The 26812-nt window shown below is 41.3% G+C and carries 23 protein-coding genes, 1 other RNA gene and 1 other annotated feature; of the genes, 3 read left to right on the forward strand and 21 right to left on the reverse strand.

The features are described from left to right. Positions 1 to 407 precede the first annotated feature (407 nt). The 4 genes from ssrS to AKG34_RS28350 form a co-directional block, all read right to left on the reverse strand. A non-coding RNA gene (gene ssrS, locus AKG34_RS27135) (6S RNA) lies at positions 408 to 593 on the reverse strand. Between the two features lie 87 nt (positions 594 to 680). Next, positions 681 to 2450: an aspartate--tRNA ligase gene (aspS, locus tag AKG34_RS16695; protein ID WP_053347119.1), complete on the reverse strand. Its 1770-nt coding sequence runs from the start codon at positions 2448 to 2450 to the stop codon at positions 681 to 683. Between the two features lie 12 nt (positions 2451 to 2462). Continuing rightward, the gene (gene hisS / locus AKG34_RS16700; protein ID WP_053347120.1) at positions 2463 to 3734 is read right to left on the reverse strand and encodes a histidine--tRNA ligase; all 1272 of its coding nucleotides are present in this window, start codon (positions 3732 to 3734) and stop codon (positions 2463 to 2465) included. Positions 3735 to 3832: 98 nt separating this feature from the next. Then, positions 3833 to 4071 (reverse strand) — a binding site (T-box leader). A gap of 78 nt (positions 4072 to 4149) precedes the next feature. Continuing rightward, complete coding sequence (locus tag AKG34_RS28350) at positions 4150 to 4323, reverse strand: hypothetical protein (protein ID WP_053347121.1); 174 nt, start codon at positions 4321 to 4323, stop codon at positions 4150 to 4152. Positions 4324 to 4451: 128 nt separating this feature from the next. Here AKG34_RS28350 and AKG34_RS16710 point away from each other — a divergent pair, with 128 nt between their 5' ends. Beyond that, positions 4452 to 6218, forward strand: a complete 1767-nt coding sequence (locus AKG34_RS16710; RefSeq protein ID WP_053347122.1) for an N-acetylmuramoyl-L-alanine amidase family protein — start codon at positions 4452 to 4454, stop codon at positions 6216 to 6218. Positions 6219 to 6300: 82 nt separating this feature from the next. Here AKG34_RS16710 and dtd read toward each other — a convergent pair whose 3' ends face one another. The 6 genes from dtd to AKG34_RS16740 form a co-directional block, all read right to left on the reverse strand. After that, positions 6301 to 6744 (reverse strand): D-aminoacyl-tRNA deacylase, encoded by a 444-nt coding sequence (gene dtd, locus AKG34_RS16715; protein WP_053347123.1) that lies wholly within the window; start codon positions 6742 to 6744, stop codon positions 6301 to 6303. A gap of 14 nt (positions 6745 to 6758) precedes the next feature. Beyond that, entirely contained in the window at positions 6759 to 8957 is a 2199-nt protein-coding gene (locus AKG34_RS16720; protein ID WP_053347124.1) for a RelA/SpoT family protein, read from the reverse strand. A 315-nt stretch (positions 8958 to 9272) separates the two neighbouring features. Continuing rightward, positions 9273 to 9785 carry an adenine phosphoribosyltransferase gene (locus AKG34_RS16725; RefSeq protein ID WP_053347125.1) on the reverse strand — a complete coding sequence of 171 codons (513 nt, stop codon included), beginning with the start codon at positions 9783 to 9785 and terminating at the stop codon, positions 9273 to 9275. After that, positions 9776 to 12151 carry a single-stranded-DNA-specific exonuclease RecJ gene (gene recJ, locus AKG34_RS16730; protein WP_053347126.1) on the reverse strand — a complete coding sequence of 792 codons (2376 nt, stop codon included), beginning with the start codon at positions 12149 to 12151 and terminating at the stop codon, positions 9776 to 9778. The genes AKG34_RS16725 and recJ overlap by 10 nt, the downstream gene beginning before the upstream one ends. Positions 12152 to 12295: 144 nt before the next feature. Continuing rightward, a complete protein-coding gene (gene secDF, locus AKG34_RS16735) occupies positions 12296 to 14557 on the reverse strand; it encodes a protein translocase subunit SecDF (RefSeq protein ID WP_053347127.1) in 2262 nt (753 codons plus the stop codon). Between the two features lie 199 nt (positions 14558 to 14756). Beyond that, positions 14757 to 15062 (reverse strand): post-transcriptional regulator, encoded by a 306-nt coding sequence (locus AKG34_RS16740; RefSeq protein WP_053347128.1) that lies wholly within the window; start codon positions 15060 to 15062, stop codon positions 14757 to 14759. Between the two features lie 167 nt (positions 15063 to 15229). Between AKG34_RS16740 and spoVB the strand changes: the two genes are divergently transcribed. Then, positions 15230 to 16792: a stage V sporulation protein B gene (spoVB, locus tag AKG34_RS16745; protein ID WP_053347129.1), complete on the forward strand. Its 1563-nt coding sequence runs from the start codon at positions 15230 to 15232 to the stop codon at positions 16790 to 16792. Positions 16793 to 16820: 28 nt separating this feature from the next. On the opposite strand, the gene AKG34_RS16750 is transcribed toward spoVB, so the two are convergent. Beyond that, the gene (locus tag AKG34_RS16750) at positions 16821 to 17504 is read right to left on the reverse strand and encodes a DUF421 domain-containing protein (protein ID WP_053347130.1); all 684 of its coding nucleotides are present in this window, start codon (positions 17502 to 17504) and stop codon (positions 16821 to 16823) included. A gap of 167 nt (positions 17505 to 17671) precedes the next feature. Here AKG34_RS16750 and AKG34_RS16755 point away from each other — a divergent pair, with 167 nt between their 5' ends. Continuing rightward, positions 17672 to 18043 carry a TIGR04086 family membrane protein gene (locus AKG34_RS16755; RefSeq protein ID WP_176527604.1) on the forward strand — a complete coding sequence of 124 codons (372 nt, stop codon included), beginning with the start codon at positions 17672 to 17674 and terminating at the stop codon, positions 18041 to 18043. A 48-nt stretch (positions 18044 to 18091) separates the two neighbouring features. Here the strand turns inward: AKG34_RS16755 and yajC are convergent, their stop codons facing one another. The 10 genes from yajC to safA form a co-directional block, all read right to left on the reverse strand. After that, entirely contained in the window at positions 18092 to 18376 is a 285-nt protein-coding gene (gene yajC / locus AKG34_RS16760) for a preprotein translocase subunit YajC (RefSeq protein ID WP_053347132.1), read from the reverse strand. Positions 18377 to 18415: 39 nt separating this feature from the next. After that, positions 18416 to 19555: a tRNA guanosine(34) transglycosylase Tgt gene (gene tgt, locus AKG34_RS16765; RefSeq protein ID WP_053347133.1), complete on the reverse strand. Its 1140-nt coding sequence runs from the start codon at positions 19553 to 19555 to the stop codon at positions 18416 to 18418. A gap of 36 nt (positions 19556 to 19591) precedes the next feature. Continuing rightward, positions 19592 to 20620, reverse strand: a complete 1029-nt coding sequence (gene queA, locus AKG34_RS16770; protein ID WP_053347134.1) for a tRNA preQ1(34) S-adenosylmethionine ribosyltransferase-isomerase QueA — start codon at positions 20618 to 20620, stop codon at positions 19592 to 19594. 40 nt (positions 20621 to 20660) lie between these two features. Beyond that, a complete protein-coding gene (locus AKG34_RS16775) occupies positions 20661 to 20867 on the reverse strand; it encodes a DUF2905 domain-containing protein (protein WP_053347135.1) in 207 nt (68 codons plus the stop codon). After that, complete coding sequence (ruvB, locus tag AKG34_RS16780) at positions 20864 to 21862, reverse strand: Holliday junction branch migration DNA helicase RuvB (RefSeq protein WP_053347136.1); 999 nt, start codon at positions 21860 to 21862, stop codon at positions 20864 to 20866. The genes AKG34_RS16775 and ruvB overlap by 4 nt, the downstream gene beginning before the upstream one ends. 11 nt (positions 21863 to 21873) lie before the next feature. Then, positions 21874 to 22488 (reverse strand): Holliday junction branch migration protein RuvA, encoded by a 615-nt coding sequence (ruvA, locus tag AKG34_RS16785; RefSeq protein WP_053347137.1) that lies wholly within the window; start codon positions 22486 to 22488, stop codon positions 21874 to 21876. A gap of 248 nt (positions 22489 to 22736) precedes the next feature. Next, entirely contained in the window at positions 22737 to 23237 is a 501-nt protein-coding gene (locus AKG34_RS16790) for an intercompartmental signaling factor BofC (RefSeq protein ID WP_053347138.1), read from the reverse strand. Positions 23238 to 23368: 131 nt separating this feature from the next. After that, positions 23369 to 23974, reverse strand: coding sequence for a YhcN/YlaJ family sporulation lipoprotein (locus AKG34_RS16795; RefSeq protein WP_053347139.1), 606 nt, complete (start codon positions 23972 to 23974; stop codon positions 23369 to 23371). Between the two features lie 100 nt (positions 23975 to 24074). Continuing rightward, entirely contained in the window at positions 24075 to 25022 is a 948-nt protein-coding gene (locus AKG34_RS16800; protein WP_053347140.1) for a phosphotransferase, read from the reverse strand. Beyond that, complete coding sequence (safA, locus tag AKG34_RS29830) at positions 25012 to 26448, reverse strand: SafA/ExsA family spore coat assembly protein (protein ID WP_053347141.1); 1437 nt, start codon at positions 26446 to 26448, stop codon at positions 25012 to 25014. Before safA ends, AKG34_RS16800 begins: the two co-directional genes overlap by 11 nt. Positions 26449 to 26812: the final 364 nt, after the last annotated feature.

The raw sequence follows: 26812 nt of genomic DNA on the forward strand, positions 1-26812 counted from the left end.
GGGCAGGGCATTTTACTCGTGACTTTCTGCCTTTTACTCGTGACTTTCTGCTTTTTACTCGTGAGTTTCAACCTTTTACTAGTGAGTTTCTGCTTTTACTCGTGAGTTTCACCCCTTGTGAGTTTCTGCTTTTACTCGTGAGTTTCACCCCTTTACTCGTGAGTTTCAGCCTTTTACTCGTGAGTTTCTGCTTTTTACTCGTGAGTTTCACCCCTTTACTCGTGAGTTTCTGCTTTTACTCGTGACTTTCTGCTTTTTACTCGTAAGTTTCACCCTTTTACTCGTGCACCCTTTTACTCGTGAGTTTCACCCTTTTACTCGTGAGTTTCACCATTTTACTCGTGAATACAGATTTTTCAGCACAAAAAAACCCATGTTTACTCAACATGAGTTGCTTTGTAAGTTATAAGAGTCCCAATTGTGCCGTTTACGCCTTTGTTTTGAACCCGCTCTCCGCAGGTGGGTGCTCGGTTCCTCGCGTTTGTAAGTCCTCTACGAGGGAGGCATGTACGCGGCCAGGAAACTAGTGCTCCCGGTAACTATAAGTGTTCGGTCAAAACTTATAGGTTAAAGAACGAACACATCAGGACTCTTACTTATTGAAAATATCATATCATAATGCTTTACTCCGTTTCAAGAGAAAGCATCTAGGTAAATTTTCACATTTTTTCCCAATAAAATTATTTCTTTAATGCAGCAAGTCTTAAGCTAAGTTCTGCTAATTGCTTATCACTTACAGTACTTGGAGCGTCAACTAGCAAGTCGCTTGCGCTTGCTGTTTTCGGGAACGCGATGGTGTCGCGAAGGTTTGTACGACCCGCAAGCAACATTACCATACGGTCCAATCCAAGTGCGATTCCGCCGTGTGGAGGTGTTCCATATTCGAAAGCATCCATTAAGAAGCCGAATTGTGCGTTTGCTTCTTCTTCTGTGAATCCAAGCACTTTGAACATTTTTTCTTGAACATCGCGTTCGAAAATACGCAGTGATCCACCGCCAAGTTCGTAGCCGTTCAAGACTAGGTCATACGCTTGAGCACGGACACTGGCTGGGTCTGATTCCAGTTTTTCCAGGTCTTCACGGAATGGCATTGTGAATGGATGGTGAGCTGCATAATAGCGTCCTTCTTCTTCATCGTATTCAAGTAATGGCCAGTCCGTTACCCATAGGAAGTTGAATTTGCTTTGGTCGATCAAGCCTCTTTCTTTACCTAGCTTGATACGAAGCGCGCCAAGTGCATCCGCAACAATGCTTTTCTTATCTGCAACGAATAAGATCAGGTCGCCTACTTCAGCTTCCAATACTGCAACTAATTGCTGTTGGTCTTCAGCGAAGAATTTAGCAATTGGTCCTTTTACGCCATCTTCTTCTACTTTTAACCAAGCAAGGCCTTTTGCACCGTAAATAGCTGCAAATTCAGCCAATGCATCAATGTCTTTACGGGAATAATCTGCATTTCCGCCTTTAACTACGATCGCTTTAACTTGTCCACCATTTGCAACAGCACCTGTGAACACTTTAAAATCACTGTCTTTCACGATTTCTGAAACATCTTTAAGTTCCATTTCGAAACGTGTATCAGGTTTGTCGGAACCATAACGGCTCATCGCTTCGTTATATGTCATTCTTGGAAATGGCAGTGTTACGTCCAGCCCTTTTACATCTTTCATAACTTTAGCCATCATGTTTTCAGCCGTTTTAATGATATCTTCCTGGCCCATGAAGCTAGTTTCAATATCGATTTGTGTGAATTCAGGCTGTCTGTCAGCACGTAAATCTTCATCACGGAAACAGCGGGCAATTTGATAATAACGTTCGAAACCAGCTACCATTAATAGTTGCTTAAAGATTTGCGGTGACTGTGGCAGTGCATAAAACTCACCTTCGTGTACACGGCTAGGTACTAAATAATCACGTGCGCCTTCTGGTGTACTTTTCGTTAAAATAGGTGTTTCGATATCAAGGAAGCCTTCGCCGTCCAAGTAATCACGAATCGCCTTAGTTGTTTGGTTACGCATTTTCAACGTTTCAAACATTGCCGGACGACGTAAGTCCAAATAGCGGTATTTTAAGCGAATATCTTCAGAAACATCCGTTCTCTCATCAATGATGAAAGGAGGTGTTTTTGCTTCATTTAAAATTGTTACGCTTTCTGCTTGAACTTCAATTGTACCTGTTGATACATTCGGGTTGAAGTTAGCTTCATCACGTTTGATGACTGTACCTTGGATATCAAGAACGTATTCATTACGAATTTTTTCAGCTGTAGCCAATGCTTCTGCCGAGATGTCCGGATTGAAAACAACTTGTACAACTCCGCTTCTGTCACGAAGGTCGATAAAGATTACTCCGCCCAAATCACGACGTTTTTGTACCCATCCTTTTAATGTAACTTTTTCACCAATAGCTGCTTCTGTAACTTCTCCATTGAAGTATGTTCTGCCAAACATGGTATTTCCCCCTTAAGCCTGTAGCTTTTTAAATTGTTCAACGAATGTAGCAAGATCCATATGGACTTGTTCACCGGTTGCCATGAACTTTAGATTAATTGTATTATTTTTCAATTCATCATCTCCGAGTGTCGCCACGTATCTTGCTTCGAGACGATCGGCTGATTTAAATTGGGCTTTTACTTTACGGTCTTGGTAGTCTTTTTCGACTGTAAAACCGGCATTACGCAATTGGTAGGCAAGTTTGACATTATAATCCTTAGCGGACTCACCTAGTGAAACAAGGTAGCAGTCAATACCCTTTTTGATCGGAAGTTCGATGTTTTCTGCTTGAAGTGCTGCAATCAGACGTTCAATGCTGAGCGCAAAGCCAATCCCAGGTGTTTCCGGTCCACCAAGTTCTTCAGCAAGCCCGTTATAACGGCCGCCTCCACAAAGTGTCGTAATCGCACCAAAACCTTCCGCATCACTCATGATTTCAAAGGCCGTATGATTATAGTAATCCAGGCCGCGTACAAGCGTCGGATCTTCAACGAATTCAATTTCCAAATCCGTTAAGTGTTGTTTCACTTTTTCGAAATAGGTACGCGATTCATCATTTAAATATTCAATGATGGAAGGTGCCGTTTTCATCAATTCGTGATCGTGATCTTTTTTACAATCCAGAATACGCAATGGATTTTTTTCAAGACGGTTTTGACAATCGCTACAAAACTCGCCGATACGGGGTTCGAAATGCTTGATTAACGCATTGCGATGCGCTGTCCGGCTTTCATTATCACCAAGGCTATTTATTACGAGCTTCAGTTTTGTCAACCCAAGCTCTTTATAAAGATTCATTGCCAGCGATAGAACCTCTGCATCAATTCCTGGATCTTTACTTCCTAATGCCTCGATGCCAAATTGAACGAATTGACGGAAGCGACCTGCTTGCGGACGTTCGTAACGGAACATCGGCCCGATATAATAAAGTTTGACCGGTTGATTTGCCCAACCAAACATTTTGTTCTCAATGTATGATCTAACAACAGAAGCAGTGCCTTCAGGACGAAGGGTCAAATTCCGTTCACCACGGTCCTGAAATGAGTACATCTCTTTTTGCACGATATCGGTTGTGTCTCCCACACCACGTAAGAACAGCTCTGTGTGCTCAAAAATCGGTGTACGGATTTCTTTATATTGATAACGGTGACAAATCTCACGCGCTGTCTTTTCGATATACTGCCAAATTTCCGTTTGACCAGGCAATAAATCCTGCGTACCTCTAGGAATCTGAATAGACATATTTGTTTCCTCCTTTAAAGCAATGCGTCATTTCTTATACGACGCTGTACTGAATTTTTTCCAAACAAAAAACTCCCGCCCCTTGTAACATAGTCGTTACAAGGGACGAGAGTTGGATATCCCGTGGTGCCACCCTAGTTGAAGCACAATTAAATAAGTGCCTCCGCTCAAAAACAGTTAACGCCTGCTTTACGTCCATCTCCTACTAAAAAAATTCGTTCAGAGTGAAGCCTACGGAGGGTTCTTTCATTAAGTCATCATGTGGAATGCTTTCAGCCTCGGCATTTCCTCTCTTTTCATGTGTTTCTTAATTACTCTTCTCCATCATTGGTTATTGCAGTAATAGGTCTGATACTTTATAATCATACGGACGTTAACATCAAATGTCAAGATAGGCTAAGAATTTTGTCGTATTTTATTGGTTCAAATGTTTTTTCATATTCTTGATTGTTCGGACATTGACTCCGAATTCGGATGCTAATTCAATTAGATTTGCGCTTTGTTCCTTTTGAATAAAATCGTGAAAATCGACTCCTAGTACTTGATTGCCCCCACTTAAACTCGTTTGGTCTTTTTCGCTGAATTTCATATGGCTTCCCTCCATTAGTTAATAAGACTTATTCTTTCCTAAAAAAAATGTTTTTTGCACAATGAAGGAGGGAAATTTTTTATTGAACGAGAATACATACAAATAGATATAAAAGGGAGAGACAACTTATGAAGAAGAAATCAGGATTATTTGGCCTGATCCTATTGCTGATAATAGCAGTGATTTTCCCCGTCAATGCAGCATTTGGAGAAAACGAAGGGGAAATTGTCGTGACGACCAAGGTGGTCAATGTCCGTGAAGGCGCAGGCCTCAGTTTTCCTATTGTGAAAAAACTTACAAAAGGGGAAACATATCCGATTGTGAATGAAGATGGCGATTGGATTGAAATTCGGATTGGCGCCGGTAAAACAGGATGGGTTGCCAATTGGCTTGTAGGAAAAAAATCAGATTCAAATCAGGTTAAGCAGGAATCAGGTCAGGGAATAATTACCGGTAGCTCTGTCCGCGTCCGTACAGGCCCCGGTACTACATTTCAAACAGTTGGTTCGATAACGAAAGGAACGGCTGTTGACATTATTGAAAAAAATGAAAATTGGATTCAAATCAAACATGCAGAAATCGAAGGTTGGGTCTCTTCTGACTATCTCAAGCTCACTAAGGCTTCCGAGAATGCAGTAGGGAGAGATACGAAGCAGAAGAAAGAAGAATCGGAACAATCCGTGCAATCGGGAGTCACTTTGGTCGACCGTCTCAATGTTCGTTCTGAGCCTTCGAAAAGCAGTGCCTCGCTCGGTAAGCTGAATAAAAATACGATGGTTACGGTTTATCGAATTGAAAACGAATGGGTTGAAATTGATTTTCAAGGAAGCCATGGCTGGGTCGCCGAATCTTACATAGAATTGGGCAAGAATAAGAGTGAGACGAAAATCAATAAGGCAGGTGCCACTGCAAGAGTAACTGTTTCTGGTTTAAATGTGCGGAAAAATGCCTCTCCTAACAGCAAAATCATTGGTTCGGTGAGCAAAGATGAAACCTACCAAGTTTTGCAAACAACAGGCCAAATGACACAGCTTCAGCTTTCTGATTCAAAAAAAGGCTGGGTGGTGAACTGGTATTTAGAAATAGAGAATGCCGAACAAACAACAAAGACAAAGAAGATTGACGTAAAAGGCAGTAAGATTACCACCATTCATGATGGGACAATCCTTAGAAGTAAGCCAGATGGTAACTCGCAGATTGTAGCGCAGGTGAAAGAAGGAGAAACATTCTCCGTTCTCGGTATGGAGGGCGATTGGTACTCCATTAAACTCAAGAATGGCCAAACCGCTTATGTTGCTGGTTGGATTGTGACGATTGAAGGTAATGCTGAGCAGATCCAGCGTCCAGGCGTTGAGAAATATTTAGCGGATAAAGTCATCGTAATCGATCCCGGCCATGGCGGCAGGGACAGCGGTACAGTTGGAGTCGGTGGTACTCTTGAGAAAAACTTAACAATCCGTACCGCTGAGTTGCTGCGGGACAAGCTTCATGCGGCAGGTGCAAAAGTGATTCTGACAAGAAGCAGTAATACATATGTTCCACTGCCTTCAAGGGTTAGCACTTCACATATCAATAACGCGGATGCATTCATCAGCCTCCATTATGATAGCACCAAAGATCAGATTGCGAGTGGAATAACTACATTCTACTATCATGACTATCAACAGAATTTTGCCTCAACACTTGCCAATTCACTAGGATCCACGATGCAGGTGCCTAACCGAGGTTCCCGATACGGAGATTACCATGTTATCCGTGAAAACAATCGTGTAGCTACACTTATTGAACTAGGCTATTTAAGTAATCCTGTTGAAGAATTGAGGATTACAACGAATGAATATCAAGAAACCATTACAACCGCTATCTTTAATGGATTGGCGCGGTATTTCAAATAATGACAAGCCAGCTTCCCATGGAAGCTGGCTTTCAATTTGTTTACAATCACTTTTTCTCAACAAAAAAACCTGCCGCAGCAGGTTACTTTTTACTTTCCAATATTAATGTTACTGGTCCGTCATTAGTAAGCTGAACGTCCATCATTGCGCCAAATTGACCGGTTTCAGTATGGACGCCTTTTTTGCGTAGTTCTTCATTGAATGATTCATAAATTTTGTTCGCCTCTTCAGGACGGGCGGCGTCCATGAAGTTCGGACGACGGCCTTTACGGCAGTCGCCATATAGCGTAAATTGTGAAACTGATAGAATCGAACCACCAACGTCTAGTAGTGAATGGTTCATCTTTTCATTTTCATCTTCAAAAATTCTAAGATTAACAATCTTATCGGCCAAATAGACGGCGTCATCAATTGTATCGCCATGAGTGACACCAACTAGCAGGACTAGTCCGCTGTCAATTTGCCCGATTGTTTGGCCTGCCACAACAACTTTGGCAGCTTTGGAACGTTGTAAAACAACACGCATAGTAATAAAACTCCTTAGTTCATAATCCTTCTAACGGAATAGACATCTGAAATTTGTTTTATACGGTCGACGACCTTTTGTAGATGTGCAATGTTATGGATATAAATCGACATGTGAATGGTCGCCACTTTATTCCGGTCCGATTTACCTGATACTGCTGAAATATTTGTCTTTGTTTCGTTGACAGCTTGCAACACTTCGTTTAATAAGCCGCGGCGATCATATCCGCTGATCTCAATTTCAACGATATATTCCTTACGTTCGTTAATCCTGCTTTCCCATTCAACAGGCACAAGACGATGATCGGAATCACCGCTTTCTAGGTTCGGACAGTCTTGTCTATGGACAGAGACTCCACGGCCTTTTGTAATATAACCAACGATTTCATCCCCAGGAACCGGATTACAACAGCGTGATAAACGGATAAGGAGGTTCTCAATTCCCGGTACACGTACACCTGAGTCACGTTTTTTGGAGGAATTAGGGAAAGTTTTCAGATCAGCAACTGCTTCCGAAATATCTGCTTCTTGCTCGACCATCTTCTGCTTACGCCATTTTTCAGTAAGGCGGTTCGCTACCTGAAGGGCTGTTATTCCGTTATAACCAACCGCTGCATACATATCTTCTTCATTCAGGAAATTGAATTTATCCGAAACGCGCTTAATGTTTTCAGTTGTCAGGATTTCCTTCAGATCAAACTCCATGATCTTGATTTCTTTTTCAACAAGTTCTTTGCCTTTTTCGATATTTTCTTCTCGGCGCTGCTTTTTGAAAAATTGACGGATTTTATTTTTCGCCTGAGATGTTTGTGTGAGTTTAAGCCAATCTTGACTTGGACCATATGAATGCTTGGATGTTAAAATTTCAATAATATCGCCTGTTTTTAGTTTATAATCCAGCGGTACCATTTTCCCGTTCACTTTGGCCCCTATCGTTTTGTTACCGATTTCCGAGTGAATCCGGTAAGCAAAGTCAATCGGATTGGATCCTGATGGAAGTTCAATAACATCGCCTTTTGGCGTAAAAATGAACACCATATCAGAAAAAAGATCGATTTTAAGGGATTCCATAAATTCCTCGGCGTTTGTTGCGTCATCCTGGAATTCAAGAATTTCCCTGAACCAAGTCAATTTTTCCTCTAATGAAGGCTGTTCACCAACATCTTTTCCTTCTTTATAAGCCCAGTGTGCGGCAACCCCGAACTCGGCAATGCGATGCATATCAGAGGTACGGATTTGCACTTCAAGCGGATCGCCTTTTGGCCCGATTACCGTCGTATGTAAGGATTGATACATATTCGGCTTCGGCATCGCGATATAGTCTTTAAATCGGCCAGGCATCGGCTTCCAGCATGTATGAATGATCCCTAAAACGGCATAACAGTCTTTTATGCTATTGACGACAATCCGAACCGCGAGCAGGTCATAAATTTCACTGAACTGCTTATTCTGCAACGCCATTTTGCGATAAATACTGTATATATGTTTCGGTCTGCCAGAGAGGTCTGCTTTAATATTGACTTCTTGCACGTTTTTACGCACTTCATCAATGACTTCTTCTAAATACTGTTCACGTTCTGCACGCTTTTTCTTCATAAGGTTGACGATTCGGTAATACTGCTGCGGGTTCAAATACCTTAGTGCCGTATCTTCTAGTTCCCATTTAATCGTACTAATCCCAAGACGATGAGCAAGCGGCGCAAAGATTTCTAATGTTTCGTTCGAAATTCTTCTCTGCTTTTCCTGCGGCAGATGCTTCAATGTCCGCATATTGTGCAGTCTGTCAGCAAGCTTAATCAATATGACCCGAATATCCTGGGCCATTGCAACGAACATTTTCCTATGGTTTTCCGCCTGTTGTTCTTGCTGTGATTTATACTTAATTTTCCCTAATTTGGTCACACCATCAACGAGCATGGCGACTTCAGGACTGAAATTCTCTTCAATATCCTTCAGAGTGACCTCCGTGTCTTCAACAACATCATGTAAAAAGCCTGCCGCAATAGTTGCAGGATCCATTTCAAGATCAGCCAGAATACCCGCCACTTGAATCGGATGAATAATATATGGTTCTCCCGATTTACGAAATTGTTCTCGGTGAGCATACTCTGCATACTTAAACGCTCTATGAATAAATTCAGCTTCTTCCGGCTGAAGATATAAGCTGGCCATTTCTACAACCTGCTCGGCAGTCAATATTTGATCGTTAGCCATTTAATCACCTTAACCCCACTTTAACTGCCACCGGATATTAACCGGATTGAGTATGATTGGTAGCACTTCCCTTTGTTCAGCAAAACGTGACAATTTTTGCGAAAAAAATAAATCCGCCGAAACGGATACAAGTGCAAATAAACTTAATAGCAGAAAAACTCTTTATTATTACTATTATCGAAAAAAATGGCATGGATGTAAAGGGCTAAACATGTATTTTATAAAGAATAGTTCTTTTTTTCACTGGAAATTCGACAAAATCTATGAAAAACGGATAAAACAGAAAGAGCACCCTTGTCAGAGTGCTCTTCTTTATTAAAAGTTCATTAGTGTTAAAACATCATAGCCTTCTAATTTATCTTTACCATCTAGGTCTGTTAATTCAATAAGGAATGCAATCCCGGCTACAATTCCGCCAAGCTCTTCCACTAATTTGATCGTTGCTTCGATTGTACCGCCAGTAGCAAGTAAATCATCCGTAATAAGGATACGTTGTCCTGGTTTAATGGCATCTTTATGGATAGTCAATACATCCTTACCATATTCTAAGCCATATTCGACTTTTATCGTTTCACGTGGAAGCTTTCCTTCTTTTCTCACTGGCGCAAAGCCCACTTCCAATGAGTATGCGACTGGACATCCGATAATGAATCCGCGTGCTTCCGGTCCGACCACTAAATCGATATTTTTATCGCGAGCGTACTCGACGATTTGGTCTGTTGCGTATTTATAAGCTGCGCCGTTATCCATTAATGTTGTAATATCTTTGAAGACAATACCCGGTTTTGGCCAGTCTTGCACAATTGTTACATATTGCTTTAAATCCATTGCTTTGTTTCCTCCTCAAGGTCTGTTGCCTCATGAACTAAAAAATGATTGAACCAATCGAATAATTGCTGATAGGAAGAATAGACAAGCTCTTGTTCAAGCTCAAATTGCTCTTTCTTTCTTATAAACGATTCAGACTCACTGAGATCGCGTTTTTTCGCATTGGCTGTGAGCATAATTAACCCATTCTCTATTGTAACAAAATCAAGCTCAAAAAACACCTTTGAAATAAAATCCACTGTATCTCTTGACCAGCCTCGGTATTTGGCAAGATCATCACCATACCTTTTCACATCAAGCGGACCCTTTTTAGCAAGAAAGGCATAGAACCATTTAAAATCGTCCCGTGTTGGCACCGTACTTAAAAAATGATCCTGTTCATGAGAAAAATGTGCGTATATCCGCGACGGCTTCTTATTTTCAATCATCCGTTTTAACAACTCTCTTAACGGGGGCATGTCCATAAGAACCACATGTCCTTGCATGCAGTCGAGCTGATCTGCTTCCTGTTCATTCTTGATTAAAACAAGATCGGGATGGTTTTGTAAAAAGGGATATCTTCTATAAATATCTTCCGAGAAAATAACAATTTTCCGATTATGAACCGGTATCTCAGCCAGCCACTTCTCTGCCTGTCCCTTGCCGCGATAATCGAAAAGCTGCCAATGATTGACCGAGACATCCTGAACAAAGATTTGCGGCTTTTTGATATTATTCCACTCATTAATGGAAAGCTCGCCGATCACGGAGACTTCTGCATGCGGAGCTATTTCATCCACATAATGACCTAGACCAAACCCAACGCCGTCGAGTTTATGATTCTCACTATCTTCAAGCTGCACCTTCAAGTGATTTTGATTGGCGCCAATTTTACGGACACTTGAAAGCTGGACTGAATCTATCAAGATTTTCGGCTTTGGATTGGTTACTCCAAATGGCGCTAGTAGGCTCATTTCCTGAATCGTTTGAATGGAAACTTCCGCTAATGTTGTGGCTCCATCCAAGTTAGTAATAGGTGTGAAATCTTCTTCGCTGAGCTTTTCTTTCGCAATCATGTTCATGCGATCTCTAAGCTCCTGTACGTCTTCTATTTTCAGGGTCATTCCCGCAGCCATCGGATGCCCACCAAAATGAGGCAGCAATTCGCGACAGGTAGAGAGACTCTCAAAAAGGTCGAATCCAGCAATACTCCGGGCTGAACCTTTCGCGTGCCCCTTTTCTCGGTCATAGCTCAACACAATGGTCGGACGGTAAAAGCGTTCAACCAGTTTGGAGGCTACAATACCCACTACCCCTGCGTTCCAGCCTTCTCTCCCGATAATAAGCACACCATTTGACTCCGGTGGGAAGTTTTCCTCAACCTCTTGAATCGCTTCTTCCACCATTGCAGCAACCATCGCCTGACGCTCTTTATTAATATCATCGATTTCATTAGCCAGTTCCGTCGCTTCAGCCAAGTTTTCAGACATCAATAAATCAACAGCCGGGTCAGCATCACCAAGGCGGCCAACTGCATTGATTCGTGGTGCCATTGCAAAGCCGATTGATTCCTCATTCAATGCTTCCTGCTGAATATTCGCCACTTTCATTAGGGCAACAAGCCCCGGACGTCTAGTTAAGCGTAACTGCTCAATCCCTTTCGCTGCAATGAGGCGGTTTTCTCCTTTTAAAGGTACCAAATCCGCAATGGTACCGATTGCCGCAATCTCCAGCAAATCCTCTGGCAGTTCGCCAAGCAAGGCATGTGCCAGTTTAAAAGCAACCCCTACGCCAGCAAGATCTTCAAATGGATATGAACTGTCCTCAAGTTTTGGATGAATAATCGCTAGTGCTTCGGGAAGTTCTGGCCCCGGTTCATGGTGATCCGTCAAAATATAATCCATGCCAAGCTCGCTAGCAAGTTTCGCTTCATCAACTGCGGAAATTCCCGTATCCACGGTTATTAATACCTTTACACCTTGCTCAGCTGCCAAGCGGAATGCCATTGGATTCGGCCCGTAGCCTTCTGTAAACCGATTAGGAATATAAAAGTCCACATCGGCGCCTAGTCTAGTTAGCGTCGTCATCATCACCGTAGTCGATGTCACGCCGTCCGCATCATAATCACCAAAAATCCTGATTTTCTCTCCGTTTTGAATGGCTTCTTTTATTCTATATACTGCTTTATCCATATCTTTCAGTAAAAATGGATCATGAAAAGTTTGATTTTTTACAAATAAAAATGATCGGGCACTTTCAATTGTATCCAGGCCACGATTCACAAGTAAGGCCGCAACTAAGGGTGTGATATGAAGCTCTTCCGCTAGTTCAGCAACTTTGTTTTCAACGGCAGTTCGCAAGTTCCACCGTGTTTTTGGCTTTAACATAAATTCACCCCTCAACTTACTTATTATACAAAACGACAATAACGGTTTCAATTTATTTTAAACTCAAAAATGGCTGTATTTCCCTATTCAAAAAGCTAGTCTCACAAAAAGGAGGCTGGCATCATGCCAGCCCCCTCTCACATATTAAACTTGTCCTTCAAGACTTTGTTTCTTTTCTTTTGCGGTGTTCAGTGGTCCTTTTTTCTTCAATTCTTTGATTTTCAAATCAAGCCAGAATTGAGATGCGATTAATAATGACGAATACACGCCACATATTAAACCAATAAACAGGGCAATTGAGAAGTTTCGGATAGCTTCACTACCGAAGATCATCAACGCGATAACCGTAATGAGAACAGTTAGTACGGTGTTAATGGATCTCGTCAATGTTTGCCTGATACTGATATTTACAATATTCTCAAGCTCTTCAACGGTTTTGACTTTACGACTGAAGCGTAAGTTTTCACGAATACGGTCAAAGGTTACGATCGTATCATTGATGGAATAACCGACAATCGTCAGAACCGCAGCAATGAAGGTGATATCCACTTCAAGTCGAAGTACACTAAAGATCGTAATAATAAAGAACGCGTCATGTATAAGCGCTACGACAGCAGGTACAGCCATCCGCCATTCAAATCGTATGGATACATACAAGATAATTCCGAGTGATGCAATCGCTAACGCAATCATGGCATTTTTCGCAAGTTCTTTTCCGACTGTCGGCGAAACGGTGCTGACATTCGGTTCTACTCCATAATCTTTCTTAAAGTGGTCCTTCAAGACAGCGATTTCCTGTTTATTAAGCACACCGACTGTACGAACGACAGCATTTTTATTTTCTTGTCCAGCGAGCCTAACATCCTTGATATCATCCGCAGCAATACCGACCTTTTTCATTTCGGTTCTGACTTGCTGAGTAGTTAAAACATCTTTGGACGCAATCTCAATTCGGGTACCACTAGTAAAATCAATACCAAGATTTAATCTGAAGACGAACAAGAAAATAATCCCGATAAGGGTAACACCGATTGAAATACTATAAAAGACTTTCCGATGTTTGACGAAATCGATTTTATCAAAGCGAGTTGGCAATGACATTAAATTAATTTTCTCAGATAAATTGTGAATGTATTTCTTCTTCACACCAAACCATGATGTACGTTTGTCCAAGAACCCACTATTCACCCACAGGCTCATGAAAAGACGTGTACCATAGACGGCTGTAATGAAACTCATTAAAATCGAAATGATCAAAGTAGTCGCAAACCCTTTAACTGAGCTTGTTCCATAATAAAACAGAACGGCCGCAGCCAACAAGGTCGTTAAGTTGGCATCCATGATCGTACTAAGTGAATTTTTCGTACCTTCTTTATAGGCTGCTTTAACAGATCTACCGAGTTTCAATTCATCCCTAATTCGCTCGTAGGTTATGATATTGGCGTCGACAGCCATACCAACTCCGAGTACTAATGCCGCAATACCAGGCAGTGTAAGGACCGCGTTCATCCAATCAAACACTAATAGCGTCAAGAAAATGTAGATGCTTAAAGTGACGACTGCAATGAATCCTGGGAAGCGGTAATACACAAGCATAAAGATAAAAACAAGTGCAATTCCGATGATTCCTGCAAAAATAGTATCATTTAGTGCACCTGCACCAAATTGGGCACCTACAGAAGTGGAGTACTTTTCTTTTAAATCTACAGGCAGGGCACCTGCATCCAGAAGGTCTGCAAGCTCTTTCGCTTCTTCCACCGTAAATTGACCGGTAATATACACCTTCTTCGTATTAAAAACTTCACTGACAGCTGGAGCTGAAATCATATTGTCTTGTGAAGCTGTATCTTTAATGGAATCTTTTCCTTCCTCGAAATCCAACCAGATTGCAAGTACATTCGTCGGGCTTTCCATTGAGGAAATTTTTTGAGTGATTTCTTTAAACTTATTCACGTCTTTCAGCGTGACTTCAACAACCGGTTTATTATCTTGGAACGTTTGTTTCGCGCCGCCTTCTTTCAGGTCTGCACCGGTCATCATTTCCTTATCGTTGTAATCACGGAACGATAATTTCGCTTGAGTCGAAAGGATTTCCCGAGCGTTGTTTTGGTCTTTAACACCGGCTAATTGAACGCGGATCCGGTCTTTACCTTCGATTTGAATATTAGGTTCACTTACACCTAATACATTGACACGCCGCTCAAGTGAGCTTACTGTAGCCCTCAAAACTTCCGGAGTGATCTTTTCCCCAGATAGCGGTTTTACTTCATATAACACTTCAAAACCGCCTTGAAGATCAAGACCCAGCTTGATATCCTTTAGGATTCCTTTTGAAGTCGTTCCCATCGCTGCGAAAATCAAAAGTACGATTAGAAAAAACGCAACGATTCTGCTTCTTTTTACCATTATGTAGTAGGCCCCTTTCTATAATACGCCTGTTCATGGAGTTTCAAAAACTGTCATTTTTTTCGTTTTATAAGGTTGCATTCTCTTCAAATCGTTAGAAAAAAGACACCGCTCTCCATACTCTTTTTCCAAAAAAAAGCATAACCATATCTATTATGATTCATTTACAAACGGCTGTCAATTTAAGTATTTCGCAGTTTTATTCTTTCAAAAGTTCTTTAAGCTCCTCTTCAGAAAGCGGTTCAAAAAGATTGGGTGATTTATAAGCTTCGACCATTTGAAAGGTCATGAACTGGTTGCTCGAAAATGTCACAATGTCGGCTACGAGTTCGTGAAGGTGAATGTTTTCCTGAGGCCGCTTCCATTTGTTCTTGGTTAAGGTTGCCCATATATCTTCCTCTGTAACAGCATTCAATCCAACCATTTGGAATTCCTCACGCTTGCTCTTCAAGAATGGACGTACCTTTACATAATAACGTTGATATGGGTGATTCTTTTTCGTCATCACTTTGCCTCCAGTAAAAATGATTCTCAATTGAATGCGCATTTTCTAAGAAGGAAATTCGATCATTTGTAAGAACGCAAACACTTTTGTCATGCTTTGTCCAAGTACAAGCATATAGATAATTGTATAGCATAACCGCTTTTTTGAGAAGGCAGGGAGGGAGTACAATGTCTAAGTTTTTAAAAGGGACGCTGATTTTATTAATCGCAAGCCTGATAACAAGGGTTCTTGGGTTCATTAACCGCATTGTCATCGCCCGTTTTATCGGCGAAGAAGGCGTTGGTTTATATATGATGGCTTTACCGACCCTATTTCTTGTCGTCAACATTACCCAATTAGGCCTGCCAATTGCCATATCCAAATATGTGGCTGAGGCCAATGCCCGAGGTGATGAAAGGAAAATCAAGAAAATCCTTGTCGTCTCTTTGGCCTGTACATTTACTTTATCAATGATCTTTACTCCTGCGATGCTATTTTTTGCGCCTGTTCTATCCGAATATTTATTCACAGATGAAAGAACGGTATGGCCGCTTATGGCGATTGCCCCTATTGTTCCAATTATCGCTATTTCATCTGTCTTGCGCGGATATTTCCAAGGCAAGCAAAATATGAAGCCCTTCGCTTTCTCACAAGTTATTGAACAGGTAGCCCGTATCACTTTCATTGCCGTCCTGACAAAGGCCTTTTTGCCATACGGAATCGAATATGCCGCAGCTGGCGCAATGTTTGCCTCAATAATTGGTGAGCTTGTATCACTTGTCTATCTATTGACAGACTTTAAATTAAAGAAACATTTTAAATTCCGGAAAGGCTTCTTCAAAAATGTCAAATCCGGGAAAGGAACATTTACTGAATTGATGGGGATTGCCCTGCCTTCAACTGGAAGCAGGATGATTGGATCAATTTCTTGGTTTTTTGAACCAATTGTGGTCGCTCAGAGTTTGCAACTTGCCGGTGTGACCGCGGCCGCAGCTACCAGTCAATACGGAGAGTTAACAGGATACGCACTGCCTTTGCTCATGCTCCCTTCTTTTGTTACGGCTTCATTAGCTACAGCCCTTGTTCCTGCAGTTAGTGAAGCAAGGACAACAGGAAACTTTTCACTCGTTGAACACAGGCTTCAGCAGGCCCTGAAAATCACCTTTATTACAGGTTGTTTAGCTGTCGTCACTCTGTTCATCTTTGCTGAACCGATTTTACAAGTCATGTATGGCTCTTCCCACGCTGCTGTTTTCATTAAATTTCTTTCACCTTTTTTCATACTCTATTATTTTCAATATCCGTTGCAGTCGATGCTTCAGGCACTGGACCTTGCAAAAGCCGCAATGTTTAACAGCCTTGCAGGAAACATTCTTAAAATTGGTGTAATCTGGCTGCTGGCATCCAAGGAAAGTTTCGGTATTATGGGGGCCGCAATCGGAATAGCGGTCGGTTCGATGCTCGTTACCTTTCTGCATTTTTCAACTGTGTTAAAAGTTGTTCCTTTTACCCTTCATTTTCGAAGTTATATGTTGGCTTTAGTTATTGCATTAATTTCCGGTTGGGGTGGTTATTATATTTATCAAGATCCACTCTCCTCTCAGTCTCTAGGAACCCGGCTGTTGCTTTCAGTTACCATTGTGTTCCTGTTGTTCACATTTTTCATGCTCTTGACTGGCTTCATAAAAAAAGCGGACTTAATTCGAATCCCTGTAATCGGCGTGTTTTTATCAAGGTTTGCATGGAAATAGAAATAACCGAAGTATTCAGCAGCTTCGGTTATTTCTTCGTTTCATTTGTATCAATGTAAAATTTGCCATCTATGTATCCGCAAATCGATATCTCTTTAACCTTTGTATCCCCGTGTTCTTTTAACTGATGCAGAAGCCAAAAATGATTTTTTCCAATTTTATTAAGATTTTCTTCCTGTACCTCTCCGTCGACTATTAGCGGATAGGGTATTGATTCACTTTCAGACCTTTCTTCTTCGCTTTTTTTAATCACCGAGAGCTTTCCTGTAGTTTCAAGGATGGCAAATTGAACTTCGTTTATATCAATAATTCCTTGTTCACGAAGCTGAGTCAATAAGTCATCAAAATTATAACGTTGTCTGCGCATCGCTTTTTCATCTATTTTTCCCTGATTGATGATGATCAGCGGCTGACCGTCCATGAAATAGCGAAATCTGACACTTTTCAATGAGGCAAATGCCAATGTAATTTGGAGGATCGCAAGGACAAACATTGGGATAGTCTGTCGGATAAACGGTTTTTCCAAATCTTCAAAGGATAGCACAGCAATGTCCCCTATCATGATAGATACCACTAAATCAAGAACGCTCAGTTCCCCTACTTCCCGCTTACCCATCATTCGAAAAAGGAACCAGATGACTAAATAGATTACCGTCGTTCGAAAAATAATGCCTAGATAGATATCCACTTCAATACCACTTCCTTCATCCATAGCATGGCTTTGAAATGAAAAATTACTCTATATTCTTTATCAAATTTTATAGAACTTCTTAAACCAGGTCTAAAGGTTCCAATAGAAGAATATGCTTGTACAAACACATCAACAGGCTAAATGTATCAGCCTTTTAAAAAGGAGGAATAACCATCGAAACTAAAAAAATGAGTGTCGCCGTAATCTATGGCGTCGGCTCCATCTTTGTCATAGCGATGATCGCAAGCTTACTCTTTTCTATCCTTCTTCGTTTTACTTCACTGACGGAATCATCCCTGACATACGTGATCATGATTGTGTCCTTTTTATCGCTGTTCATTGGTGGATTTATTTCAGGAGGTAAAGGGAAAAAGCAAGGACTTTTCTTAGGTGGAAGTACTGGTTTGCTTTACCTTTTAGTTGTGTTTCTTTTTCAATATTTAGGTAATGATGCACTTTTCACCATCAAACAATGGATTTATTACGGTTGTTTTGTGATCACAGCCATGATGGGTGGCGTGCTTGGAGTAAATATGAGTTCAGAATCGCGAACCAATTAAAAAACCACAGCAAAAAACCGGGCACAATAGGCCCGGTTTTAGTTTGTCTTATACAGTTACTTCTTTATTTGGTGCGCTTTCCGTAATTTCACGGATGGCAGCACGGTCAAATGTAAGCTTTGAACCGTCTGGTGATTTAATGACAATTTGCAATTCATCGATTGCATCGATTGTTCCGTGCATGCCGCCGATAGTTGCAACTTTATCACCTTTTTTCAAACTGCTTTGCATGTTTCGCGTAGCCTTCTGGCGTTTTTGTTGCGGACGGATTAATAAGAAATAGAACAATACGAACATTAAAATTAACGGAAGTATTTGTGTTAAACTACCCATTTTTCTTCACTCCTTTCATTCTTTAAAATATTTATGGAATTAGAAGTTTTTTGCATTTGGCTTATTGAAACCATATTGTTCAAAAAACTCTTCCCTAAAGTCTCCAAGGCGATCTTCTCGAATAGCTTGTCTGACCTGTTCCATCAAGTTTAACAGAAAATGAAGATTATGATAAGTCGTAAGACGAATACCAAAGGTTTCTTCACATTTAATCAAATGGCGGATATAAGCCCGGCTATAATTTTTACAAACATGACAATCGCAATTTTCATCTATTGGACCAAAATCACGAGCATACTTCGCATTTTTCACAACCAGTCGGCCATTGCTTGTCATCAACGTACCATTACGTGCAATACGTGTAGGGAGTACGCAATCAAACATATCGACGCCGCGGAGCGCACCATCAATCAATGAGTCCGGTGAACCGACTCCCATTAGGTAACGCGGTTTGTTAGTTGGCAGTAATGGACTTGTAAATTCAAGGACACGGTTCATGATATCCTTCGGTTCCCCAACAGATAATCCTCCAATAGCATAACCCGGGAAATCAAGAGAGACAAGGTCTTTCGCACTTTGTTTACGAAGATTTTCAAACTCTCCACCCTGAACGATACCGAACAACCCTTGATCTTTTGGACGCTCATGCGCATTCAAGCAGCGTTCTGCCCAGCGTGATGTCCGTTCAACTGATTTCTTCATATACTCTTCGGTTGCCGGGAATGGCGGACATTCATCGAATGCCATCATAATATCAGAGCCAAGTGCATTTTGTATTTCCATCGCTTTTTCCGGAGATAAGAATAATTTATCACCATTGATATGGTTTCTGAAATGTACGCCCTCTTCTTCAATTTTACGGAATTCACTCAAACTGAACACTTGAAAACCGCCAGAGTCGGTTAATATCGCCCTGTCCCAGTTCATGAATTTGTGCAATCCGCCAGCTTCCTTGATAATTTCATGTCCTGGACGCAGCCATAAGTGATACGTATTGCTTAGGATGATGCCTGCCCCCATTTGTTTCAAATCTTCTGGTGACATCGTTTTGACAGTAGCCATTGTTCCAACCGGCATAAATGCTGGTGTATCAAAAGAACCATGCGGCGTATGAACTCGACCTAGCCGTGCCCCTGTCTGTTTACATGTTTTGATTAACTCATATCGTATTGCAGTCAACGCAATAACTCCCTTCAAGAGCATCTCACTCTTATATTACTTAATTAACATTGCATCTCCAAAACTAAAGAACCTGTATTTTTCTTCCACAGCCGTTTCATAGGCATGAAGAACATGCTCCCTACCTGCGAGGGCGGAGATAAGCATGATTAAAGTTGATTTTGGTAAATGGAAATTCGTAATCATCGCATTAATCCCTTTGAATTCATAACCAGGATAAATGAAAATGCTCGTCCAGCCACTCTCTTCCTTAAAAACTCCATCATTACGGGACGCAATCGTTTCCAGCGTTCTCGTTGACGTAGTACCGACCGTGATGATTTTCCCACCGTCTTCTTTAACTTTATTCAGTAATCGGGCTGTTCCTTCGGTCATTTGGTAGAACTCAGAATGCATTTCGTGACTGTCAATATCGTCCACGCTGACTGGGCGGAACGTACCAAGTCCAACATGAAGCGTGATAAAAGCGATATGAACGCCCATGCCTTTAAGTTTCTCAAGCAAATGCTCCGTAAAGTGCAGCCCTGCCGTTGGGGCTGCAGCCGACCCGCGTTCACGCGCATATACCGTTTGATAACGGTCTTGGTCGTCGAGCTGTTCCTTGATATATGGAGGCAGCGGCATTTCGCCAAGTTCCTCTAATATCTCATAAAAGATACCTTCATATTGAAACTTTAGGATTCGACCGCCATGTTCAAGTACACCTGTGCAGACGGCACTCAGCTTACCATCGCCAAAGATGATTGTCGTGCCTTCTTTAATTCGTTTCGCTGGTTTTACAAGTGTCTCCCATACATCATCATGTTCTTGTTTCAACAGCAAGACTTCTACTTTTCCACCTGTTTCTTCTTTACTGCCGTATAGCCGTGCCGGCAGTACTTTTGTATCATTTAACACAAGACAGTCACCAGGTTTAATATACTCCGTGATATGACTGAATACATCATGCTTTAGCTCACCAGTTACTTTGTCTAGCACCATCAATCTACTTGCTTCCCTATCTTCCAAAGGAACTTGGGCAATTAGTTCCTCTGGTAAATGAAAATCAAACATATCCAATTTCATCTGTTCCACTTCCTAACCTGTCTATCAAAGCAGTAATTTGTTATTTAAAACGGCTGATTAGATAAAAAATAGCTGACAACACAACACTGACAATGATTGATGTTACGATTGGAAAGTAAAAAGTTGTGTTCCCCTTTTTGAATAAAATATCTCCCGGCAGCCTACCAAGATGTATATATTTCATCGCAAAACCAATCACAAATATAATCACGCCAAGTATCATAACCATTTTTGGTACATTCATCATTCAGGCATCTCCATTTCGAAATGCTCATAAACAAGCGGCGTTGCCATTCGTCCTCTTGGGGTCCGTTGTAGAAAACCGACCTGTAACAGATATGGCTCATACACATCTTCAATCGTATGTGCTTCCTCACCAATTGTTGCTGCAATCGTCTCCAACCCAACGGGACCACCACGAAATTTCTCAATAATCCCTTTAAGTAATTTATGGTCAATATGATCGAGTCCTAAACGGTCGACCTGCATTAATTCAAGTGCATAATCGGCGAGTTCCGCCGTTATCGTCCCATCTCCACGGACCTGGGCGAAATCCCTGACCCGACGCAAAAGACGGTTTGCAATTCTTGGGGTTCCCCGTGATCTTCTAGCAAGCTCGCCTGCGGCCTGATCATCCATTTCCGTGTCCATGATTCTTGCCGTACGGATGATGATATCAGTCAAGTGATTTTCCGTGTAATATTCAAGACGGCTCAAAACGCCAAAACGGTCCCTGAGCGGTGCCGACAGCGAACCTGCCCTTGTCGTGGCCCCAACGAGGGTAAACGGAGGCAGGTCAATCCTGATCGAACGTGCCTCTGGTCCCTTGCCGACTACGATATCAAGACAGAAATCCTCCATTGCGGGATATAGAACTTCTTCGACAACACGAGGCAAACGGTGAATTTCATCAATGAATAACACATCACCGGGTTCGAGCGCACTCAAAATTGCCGCCAGATCTCCCGGCCGCTCAATGGCTGGCCCGGAAGTCGTGCGGATATTGACACCCATTTCGTTGGCGATGATGACAGCTAGTGTCGTCTTCCCAAGACCTGGGGGCCCATATAAAAGAACATGATCTAGCGTTTCTTCACGCATCCTTGCCGCTTCGATATACACGCTCAAATTCGCCTTCACTTTATCCTGTCCAATATATTGCTTTAAGTTTTGCGGTCGCAGGCTTTGTTCAAAGGATCGTTCGTTCAAATCGGCTTCCTGATTGAATACTCTCTCCTCCATTGCGCCACTCCTTATCTTAACATCATTTGCAATGCTTTCTTAATATATTGCTCGGTCGTCATTTCTTCCGTTTGTAATTTCTTTGCGACCTTTTGAATTTCTTTTTCAGAATAACCAAGAGCCTTTAAGGCGAGAATTGCTTCATCCAGCTCCTCGGTATAACCGTTTTGGCTGATTGCCGCTGTAATGCCTTCGTTAAACAAGTTTGGAAACGCATCCGGAATTATGTTCTCGAGTTTTCCTTTTAAATCAAGAATCATTTGGCGTGCCGTCTTCTTTCCGACTCCTGGGAATTTAACAAGAAACGTTTCATCCTCATTTTCAATCGCCTGTACCACTTGATCGACCTTGCCTGACGCTAATATGGCGAGCGCCCCCTTAGGCCCAATTCCAGTAACATTCAACAACTTGGTGAACAGTGCCTTTTCTTGACGAGTCTGAAATCCGTAAAATGCGGCCATATCCTCACGCACATAATGATACAGAAAAACTTGAATCTCTTTTTGATATTGAGCGGAAAAAATAAAAGGATTCGGCGTCATCACTTGATATCCGATCCCCCCATTTTCCACAACTATGTATTCAGGTCCGATATAATCGACCTTGCCTTTTATATAATCATACAAATTATTTCTCTCCCTGATTTTGCTGTACCTCTCATTTTATCATAAAAAAGGATGGAAGTTTATTAAAAGTTATTTAGCAATTGGTCAGGGCTTTTTCCCTAGACCTTGCTTCCTTTTAACACCTTGTTTATTTTATTGGAGTTTTATGTTTCTGCTGAAAAACGGTGATATAATTTTTCCACTTGAATGAAATTCACTTTTTTAAAAAAACCTGTTCCCATACAAAAAGGACGGGTTCTATTCCCATCCTAATTTACCGAATATGGCTCATATTCTTTAATGAGCTGCTTATATTGGTCTTTATTCACGATTGGTATGCCTTTTTGCAATTCTTCTTGCTTGTATACTTCGAGTTTACCAACGTCTATTTGGTAGAAAGTATGAATGATTTTAGCGTGCTCCGGTCGACCAATAAAAATGGATAACGTACCATCTTTTTTCATGCCTAGATATCCATTTGCCTTTAAAAGCGGAGATATATCATTTTCTATTTTCTTAAGTACAATCTGGTCTTCATTCTGATCGACTACTTTCCAACCTTGATATTTTAACCAAAAGTCTTCCATCGTCCAAATTGTTTCTGTCAATTTTTCCTCACTTAACTCACCATCAAGATACATACGCTGAAGAATTACCTTTCTTTCAATTGGATTATTTTCCTGTTGCACTAACTCTTCTGCAAAAACGGTATAGCAAAATGGCAGTATAAAAAGTGTCAAGAAAAACTGAATTCTAAGTTGATTAGTCAATATTCTCACCTCTTAAGGGAGTTTACTTTTTAAGTAGTTTGACCCGAAATAAAGATTATTAACCAGAAAAAATCCGGCCGGGTCGATAAAACAAAAAAAGCTGACTCCAAAAATTAGTCAGCTTCACATAATCATTTTAAATGATTTTCATGAATGTTTAGGTTATCGAACATGTCATTGGCATCCAGAATGATTGAGTCTCTCGTATCGCCATCACGAAGGTTGTTATCGAGTGTCATTGTCCGGAAATACACGCCTTTATCAGTCGTTACGTTAAGCGTCCGGCCTTCAGTGAGTGGTTCGACTTTTTTCATTACTGATTCTTTAACAGCTTTTGCCTGGTTGTAGTCATCGAGCAACAAGGCTACAAGCATTTCATCTTCCATAATAATGGCCCGGGAGTCAATAACTGCATCCTCTGAATTGGCCACCCCATTAACTTTGTCGGCTAATTCACCTTCATACGCATTATAATATGATGATCGAGCCCGAAGTGGTTTACTTTCATGACCATGGTAATTACGATCCCGCTTACTATACTCATCATCCTTGTTGTAAAGGCCTTGAACCACATTCTGATAATTAATGTTGCGAACTAACGCATCTTTTTCAGTGGAATGATATCCTGTCTCATTCGTAATATTCTCGTTTTCCGCTGCATTATTATTAGCGCACCCAACCAAGCTTGTGGCAGCTAATACCGTGCAAAGCGGCAATGCCCATTTTATTTTCCGCACCAACAACCCTCCCCATTACAATAGAGCCTATATTTCGCTCATAATTATCATGGTTGTCTAAAGGGGATTTTACTCTGTTAGTTACGGCCAAAAGCACGTTTTATTTCCTATTTAGGGAGGAAATCTTTTCTTTCAGTTTTTCATTCATCTCCATCCGCTCTGAAAAATCTTCCACCGTCATTTTCCAAACAGAATGAAGCTGAGAAGAACTTTTATTTTGGCGGTTCCATTCACGGAAAATATCCGTTGGATAAGTTAAAGCATATAAAAAGGCTGGGTCTGATTGATATTTTTTCAGTTGAGGTATTTGCCATAACATCGTAGCAGCGTCTTCTAAATGATTGGATATTCGATTTGCATACTGTAAATAATCAATGCACCTTGGAGCGCTGGCCATTAAGTCAAAATCGATTAAGGTTAAGGTGCCATCTGCTTTCCGCAAAAAATTATGATGAGCACAATCACCGTGAATGATTACTTTTTTTTCCTTATTCCACAAAGACTGATTTTTTTCAAAACCATCAAGGGCCCACTCACCCCAGCCAATCCATTCCTTAATAATCTCTCCGGAAACATATTGGCGAATATAAGAAAAGTTCTTTTTAAATAGCGATAACCGTTCTTTCCATTTTTTTGATTGATCAAAAACTGGCGCTTTAATATACAGATGTTCCGAAACATCATGGAAGCTTTCAAGTAACTGAATTCCTTCAAGGCGATCCTTTTGATTGGAATATCGGAATTTTTTCTTACTAGGTGGCAAATAGTCTATACTGCCATACCATTTCCCTTCAAATTGGAAAGGCATTAAATTCTGATGAATATAATACGTTTGAGTGAATCCCTTTTGTTTTAACAAAGAAGTCAATTCTCTTTGTCGATCCCACTTTTCAAAACTGTCAAATCCTTTAAGAATTAGCGGAGGATCCTTTTCAAAGGTAATTAAATAGACACTACTTTGAAGATGGTGGATATTCTTTGGCCTACGATTTAAATAAGAGAGGAGACGAGTGTAAAATACACTGCCTTGCTGATAATTAGTAGTCATCGCTTTCATCTACATAAGTTGGCATTCCAAACGTTTCAGGCGCACGAACGCCCCCGAATTGACCTGGTTGCCCCCCCATTTGTCCAGGTAACATTGCTTCCGGCTGACCACCAAATTGACCTGGCATCATTCCTGGTTGACCTCTATACTGGCCTCCCATCATCCCCGGCTGTCCTCCTTGTTGGCCTCCCATCATTCCCGGTTGACCTCCTTGCTGGCCTCCCATCATTCCTGGTTGACCTCCTTGCTGGCCTCCCATTCCCATAAAACCGGATTCTGATGACTCTTCCTCATAATGATGTTGCATCTGTTGTGGTTGAGCTGCTTGATATTGATGATAATCAGGATGGTGATGTGCATAAGGATTTCCCGCCTGATTGGCCTGGTACTGACCCTTCACTTCCGGTCCGTATGATCCAAGTATTCCTTTATTACAGCCGCAATCTTCCTCTTTTTTACCCGCATGCTGTGTAAAATGTTGCTGAGGGAAATTTTGATAATCGTGGAAAGATGGCGATTCAGCAGATGACTCATAAGCTTCTTGCATATGAGAACCTGCTACTGGAAACTGTTGCGCCATTCCTCCATAAAAATGGTGTGGAACCGGTGCTGATGCTTGGTATGGATAATTTTGCTGGGCTCCTTGGACATATCCTTGACCCATTGTATGCATGTCAGGAGATTCTCCCCATACGTCTGAACTTTCTTCCATCATTTGATAGCCATGCATAGCTGGAGCAGGCTGAAACCCAGGAACACCTTGATAAGGGACTCCTTGCATAGGCATACACGCCCAAGGGGGCGGCTGAATACAAAAACCACTTCCAGGCATGATTGGTGTTACGGGAATACAATCATCGACAGGCTCACAAATTTCCTGAACAACTGGCTGCTCTTCGTAAACCTCCTGAACTGCTGGCTTTTTCTTTTTTGGTGCCACTGCCTTTTCTTTTTTCTTTGGTAAAGGAGGTGGCGCTGGGGGCTTTTGCACACTCATATTAGTCATATTGACCATATAATAATTATTAATATCGATTTCCGGGACTACCGGAATGGGTACCGGTACTTCTTTCGGAACAACTATTTGTTTTTCTTTAATAATAGGCTTTGGCTGAACAATTTGCTGTTCTTTTTTAGGAATGATCTGCTGTTCTTTCATAGGCGGTTTCGGCATAATTTGCTGTTCTTTTTTATGTGTAGGCTGAATTTGAGTTTCTTTCATTCCTGATGGAATGTTTGTGCTGGGTATAATGGTTTCTTTTTTTACAGCTCCAGATGTTCCAGGTATTTTAATTTTCATTCCCGGCATCATCATATCCGGGTTGCTTAATTGCGCGTTTACTTTTTTCAGTTCTTCAAAACTGACGCCGTATTTTTTGGCGAGCTTCCAAAGCGTATCGCCTTTTTGGACTATATGAATTTTCACGCTGTTAACCCCTCCTGTGCATATGTCCATATATACTATGATGTAGTGGGTAAATTGCTATTATTTTTATCATGAAAACTTATGCATGAAAATTGACTTTTATGATTGGATCACTAAATAAGGAACAAGGATGGAACTTTTAAGAGAAGAAAAAGTTACGGTTCACATACTGAAAAAAGAAATATCATTCACTTTGGAGTCATCCTTTTTCAGGAAACATTATCTTTGATTGATGTAGAAAAAATATAACTAGAAGGGAAACCACTGCATGAATTCCTAGAAAAGGGATCGCAGTGGTCTTTTATCATGGGATCCTTCATGAATTGAAATTCTTCCTGCAAAGGCTTCCCTCTGTCTAAACAGA

Source organism: Peribacillus butanolivorans (genome assembly GCF_001273755.1).
In the GTDB taxonomy this organism is placed as follows: domain Bacteria; phylum Bacillota; class Bacilli; order Bacillales; family DSM-1321; genus Peribacillus; species Peribacillus butanolivorans.

Coding starts and splice junctions, on each gene's coding strand:
- secDF (WP_053347127.1), bottom strand. CDS start 14,557: ATGGTAAAAAGAAGCAGAATCGTTGCGTTTTTTCTAATCGTACTTTTG.
- hisS (WP_053347120.1), bottom strand. CDS start 3,734: ATGTCTATTCAGATTCCTAGAGGTACGCAGGATTTATTGCCTGGTCAA.
- AKG34_RS16725 (WP_053347125.1), bottom strand. CDS start 9,785: ATGGATTTAAAGCAATATGTAACAATTGTGCAAGACTGGCCAAAACCG.
- AKG34_RS16755 (WP_176527604.1), top strand. CDS start 17,672: ATGAGTGTCGCCGTAATCTATGGCGTCGGCTCCATCTTTGTCATAGCG.
- spoVB (WP_053347129.1), top strand. CDS start 15,230: ATGTCTAAGTTTTTAAAAGGGACGCTGATTTTATTAATCGCAAGCCTG.
- AKG34_RS16720 (WP_053347124.1), bottom strand. CDS start 8,957: ATGGCTAACGATCAAATATTGACTGCCGAGCAGGTTGTAGAAATGGCC.
- aspS (WP_053347119.1), bottom strand. CDS start 2,450: ATGTTTGGCAGAACATACTTCAATGGAGAAGTTACAGAAGCAGCTATT.
- AKG34_RS16740 (WP_053347128.1), bottom strand. CDS start 15,062: ATGACGAAAAAGAATCACCCATATCAACGTTATTATGTAAAGGTACGT.
- AKG34_RS16800 (WP_053347140.1), bottom strand. CDS start 25,022: ATGACTACTAATTATCAGCAAGGCAGTGTATTTTACACTCGTCTCCTC.
- AKG34_RS16750 (WP_053347130.1), bottom strand. CDS start 17,504: ATGGATGAAGGAAGTGGTATTGAAGTGGATATCTATCTAGGCATTATT.
- queA (WP_053347134.1), bottom strand. CDS start 20,620: ATGAAATTGGATATGTTTGATTTTCATTTACCAGAGGAACTAATTGCC.
- dtd (WP_053347123.1), bottom strand. CDS start 6,744: ATGCGTGTTGTTTTACAACGTTCCAAAGCTGCCAAAGTTGTTGTGGCA.
- AKG34_RS16710 (WP_053347122.1), top strand. CDS start 4,452: ATGAAGAAGAAATCAGGATTATTTGGCCTGATCCTATTGCTGATAATA.
- yajC (WP_053347132.1), bottom strand. CDS start 18,376: ATGGGTAGTTTAACACAAATACTTCCGTTAATTTTAATGTTCGTATTG.
- recJ (WP_053347126.1), bottom strand. CDS start 12,151: ATGTTAAAGCCAAAAACACGGTGGAACTTGCGAACTGCCGTTGAAAAC.
- AKG34_RS16775 (WP_053347135.1), bottom strand. CDS start 20,867: ATGATGAATGTACCAAAAATGGTTATGATACTTGGCGTGATTATATTT.
- ruvB (WP_053347136.1), bottom strand. CDS start 21,862: ATGGAGGAGAGAGTATTCAATCAGGAAGCCGATTTGAACGAACGATCC.
- AKG34_RS28350 (WP_053347121.1), bottom strand. CDS start 4,323: ATGAAATTCAGCGAAAAAGACCAAACGAGTTTAAGTGGGGGCAATCAA.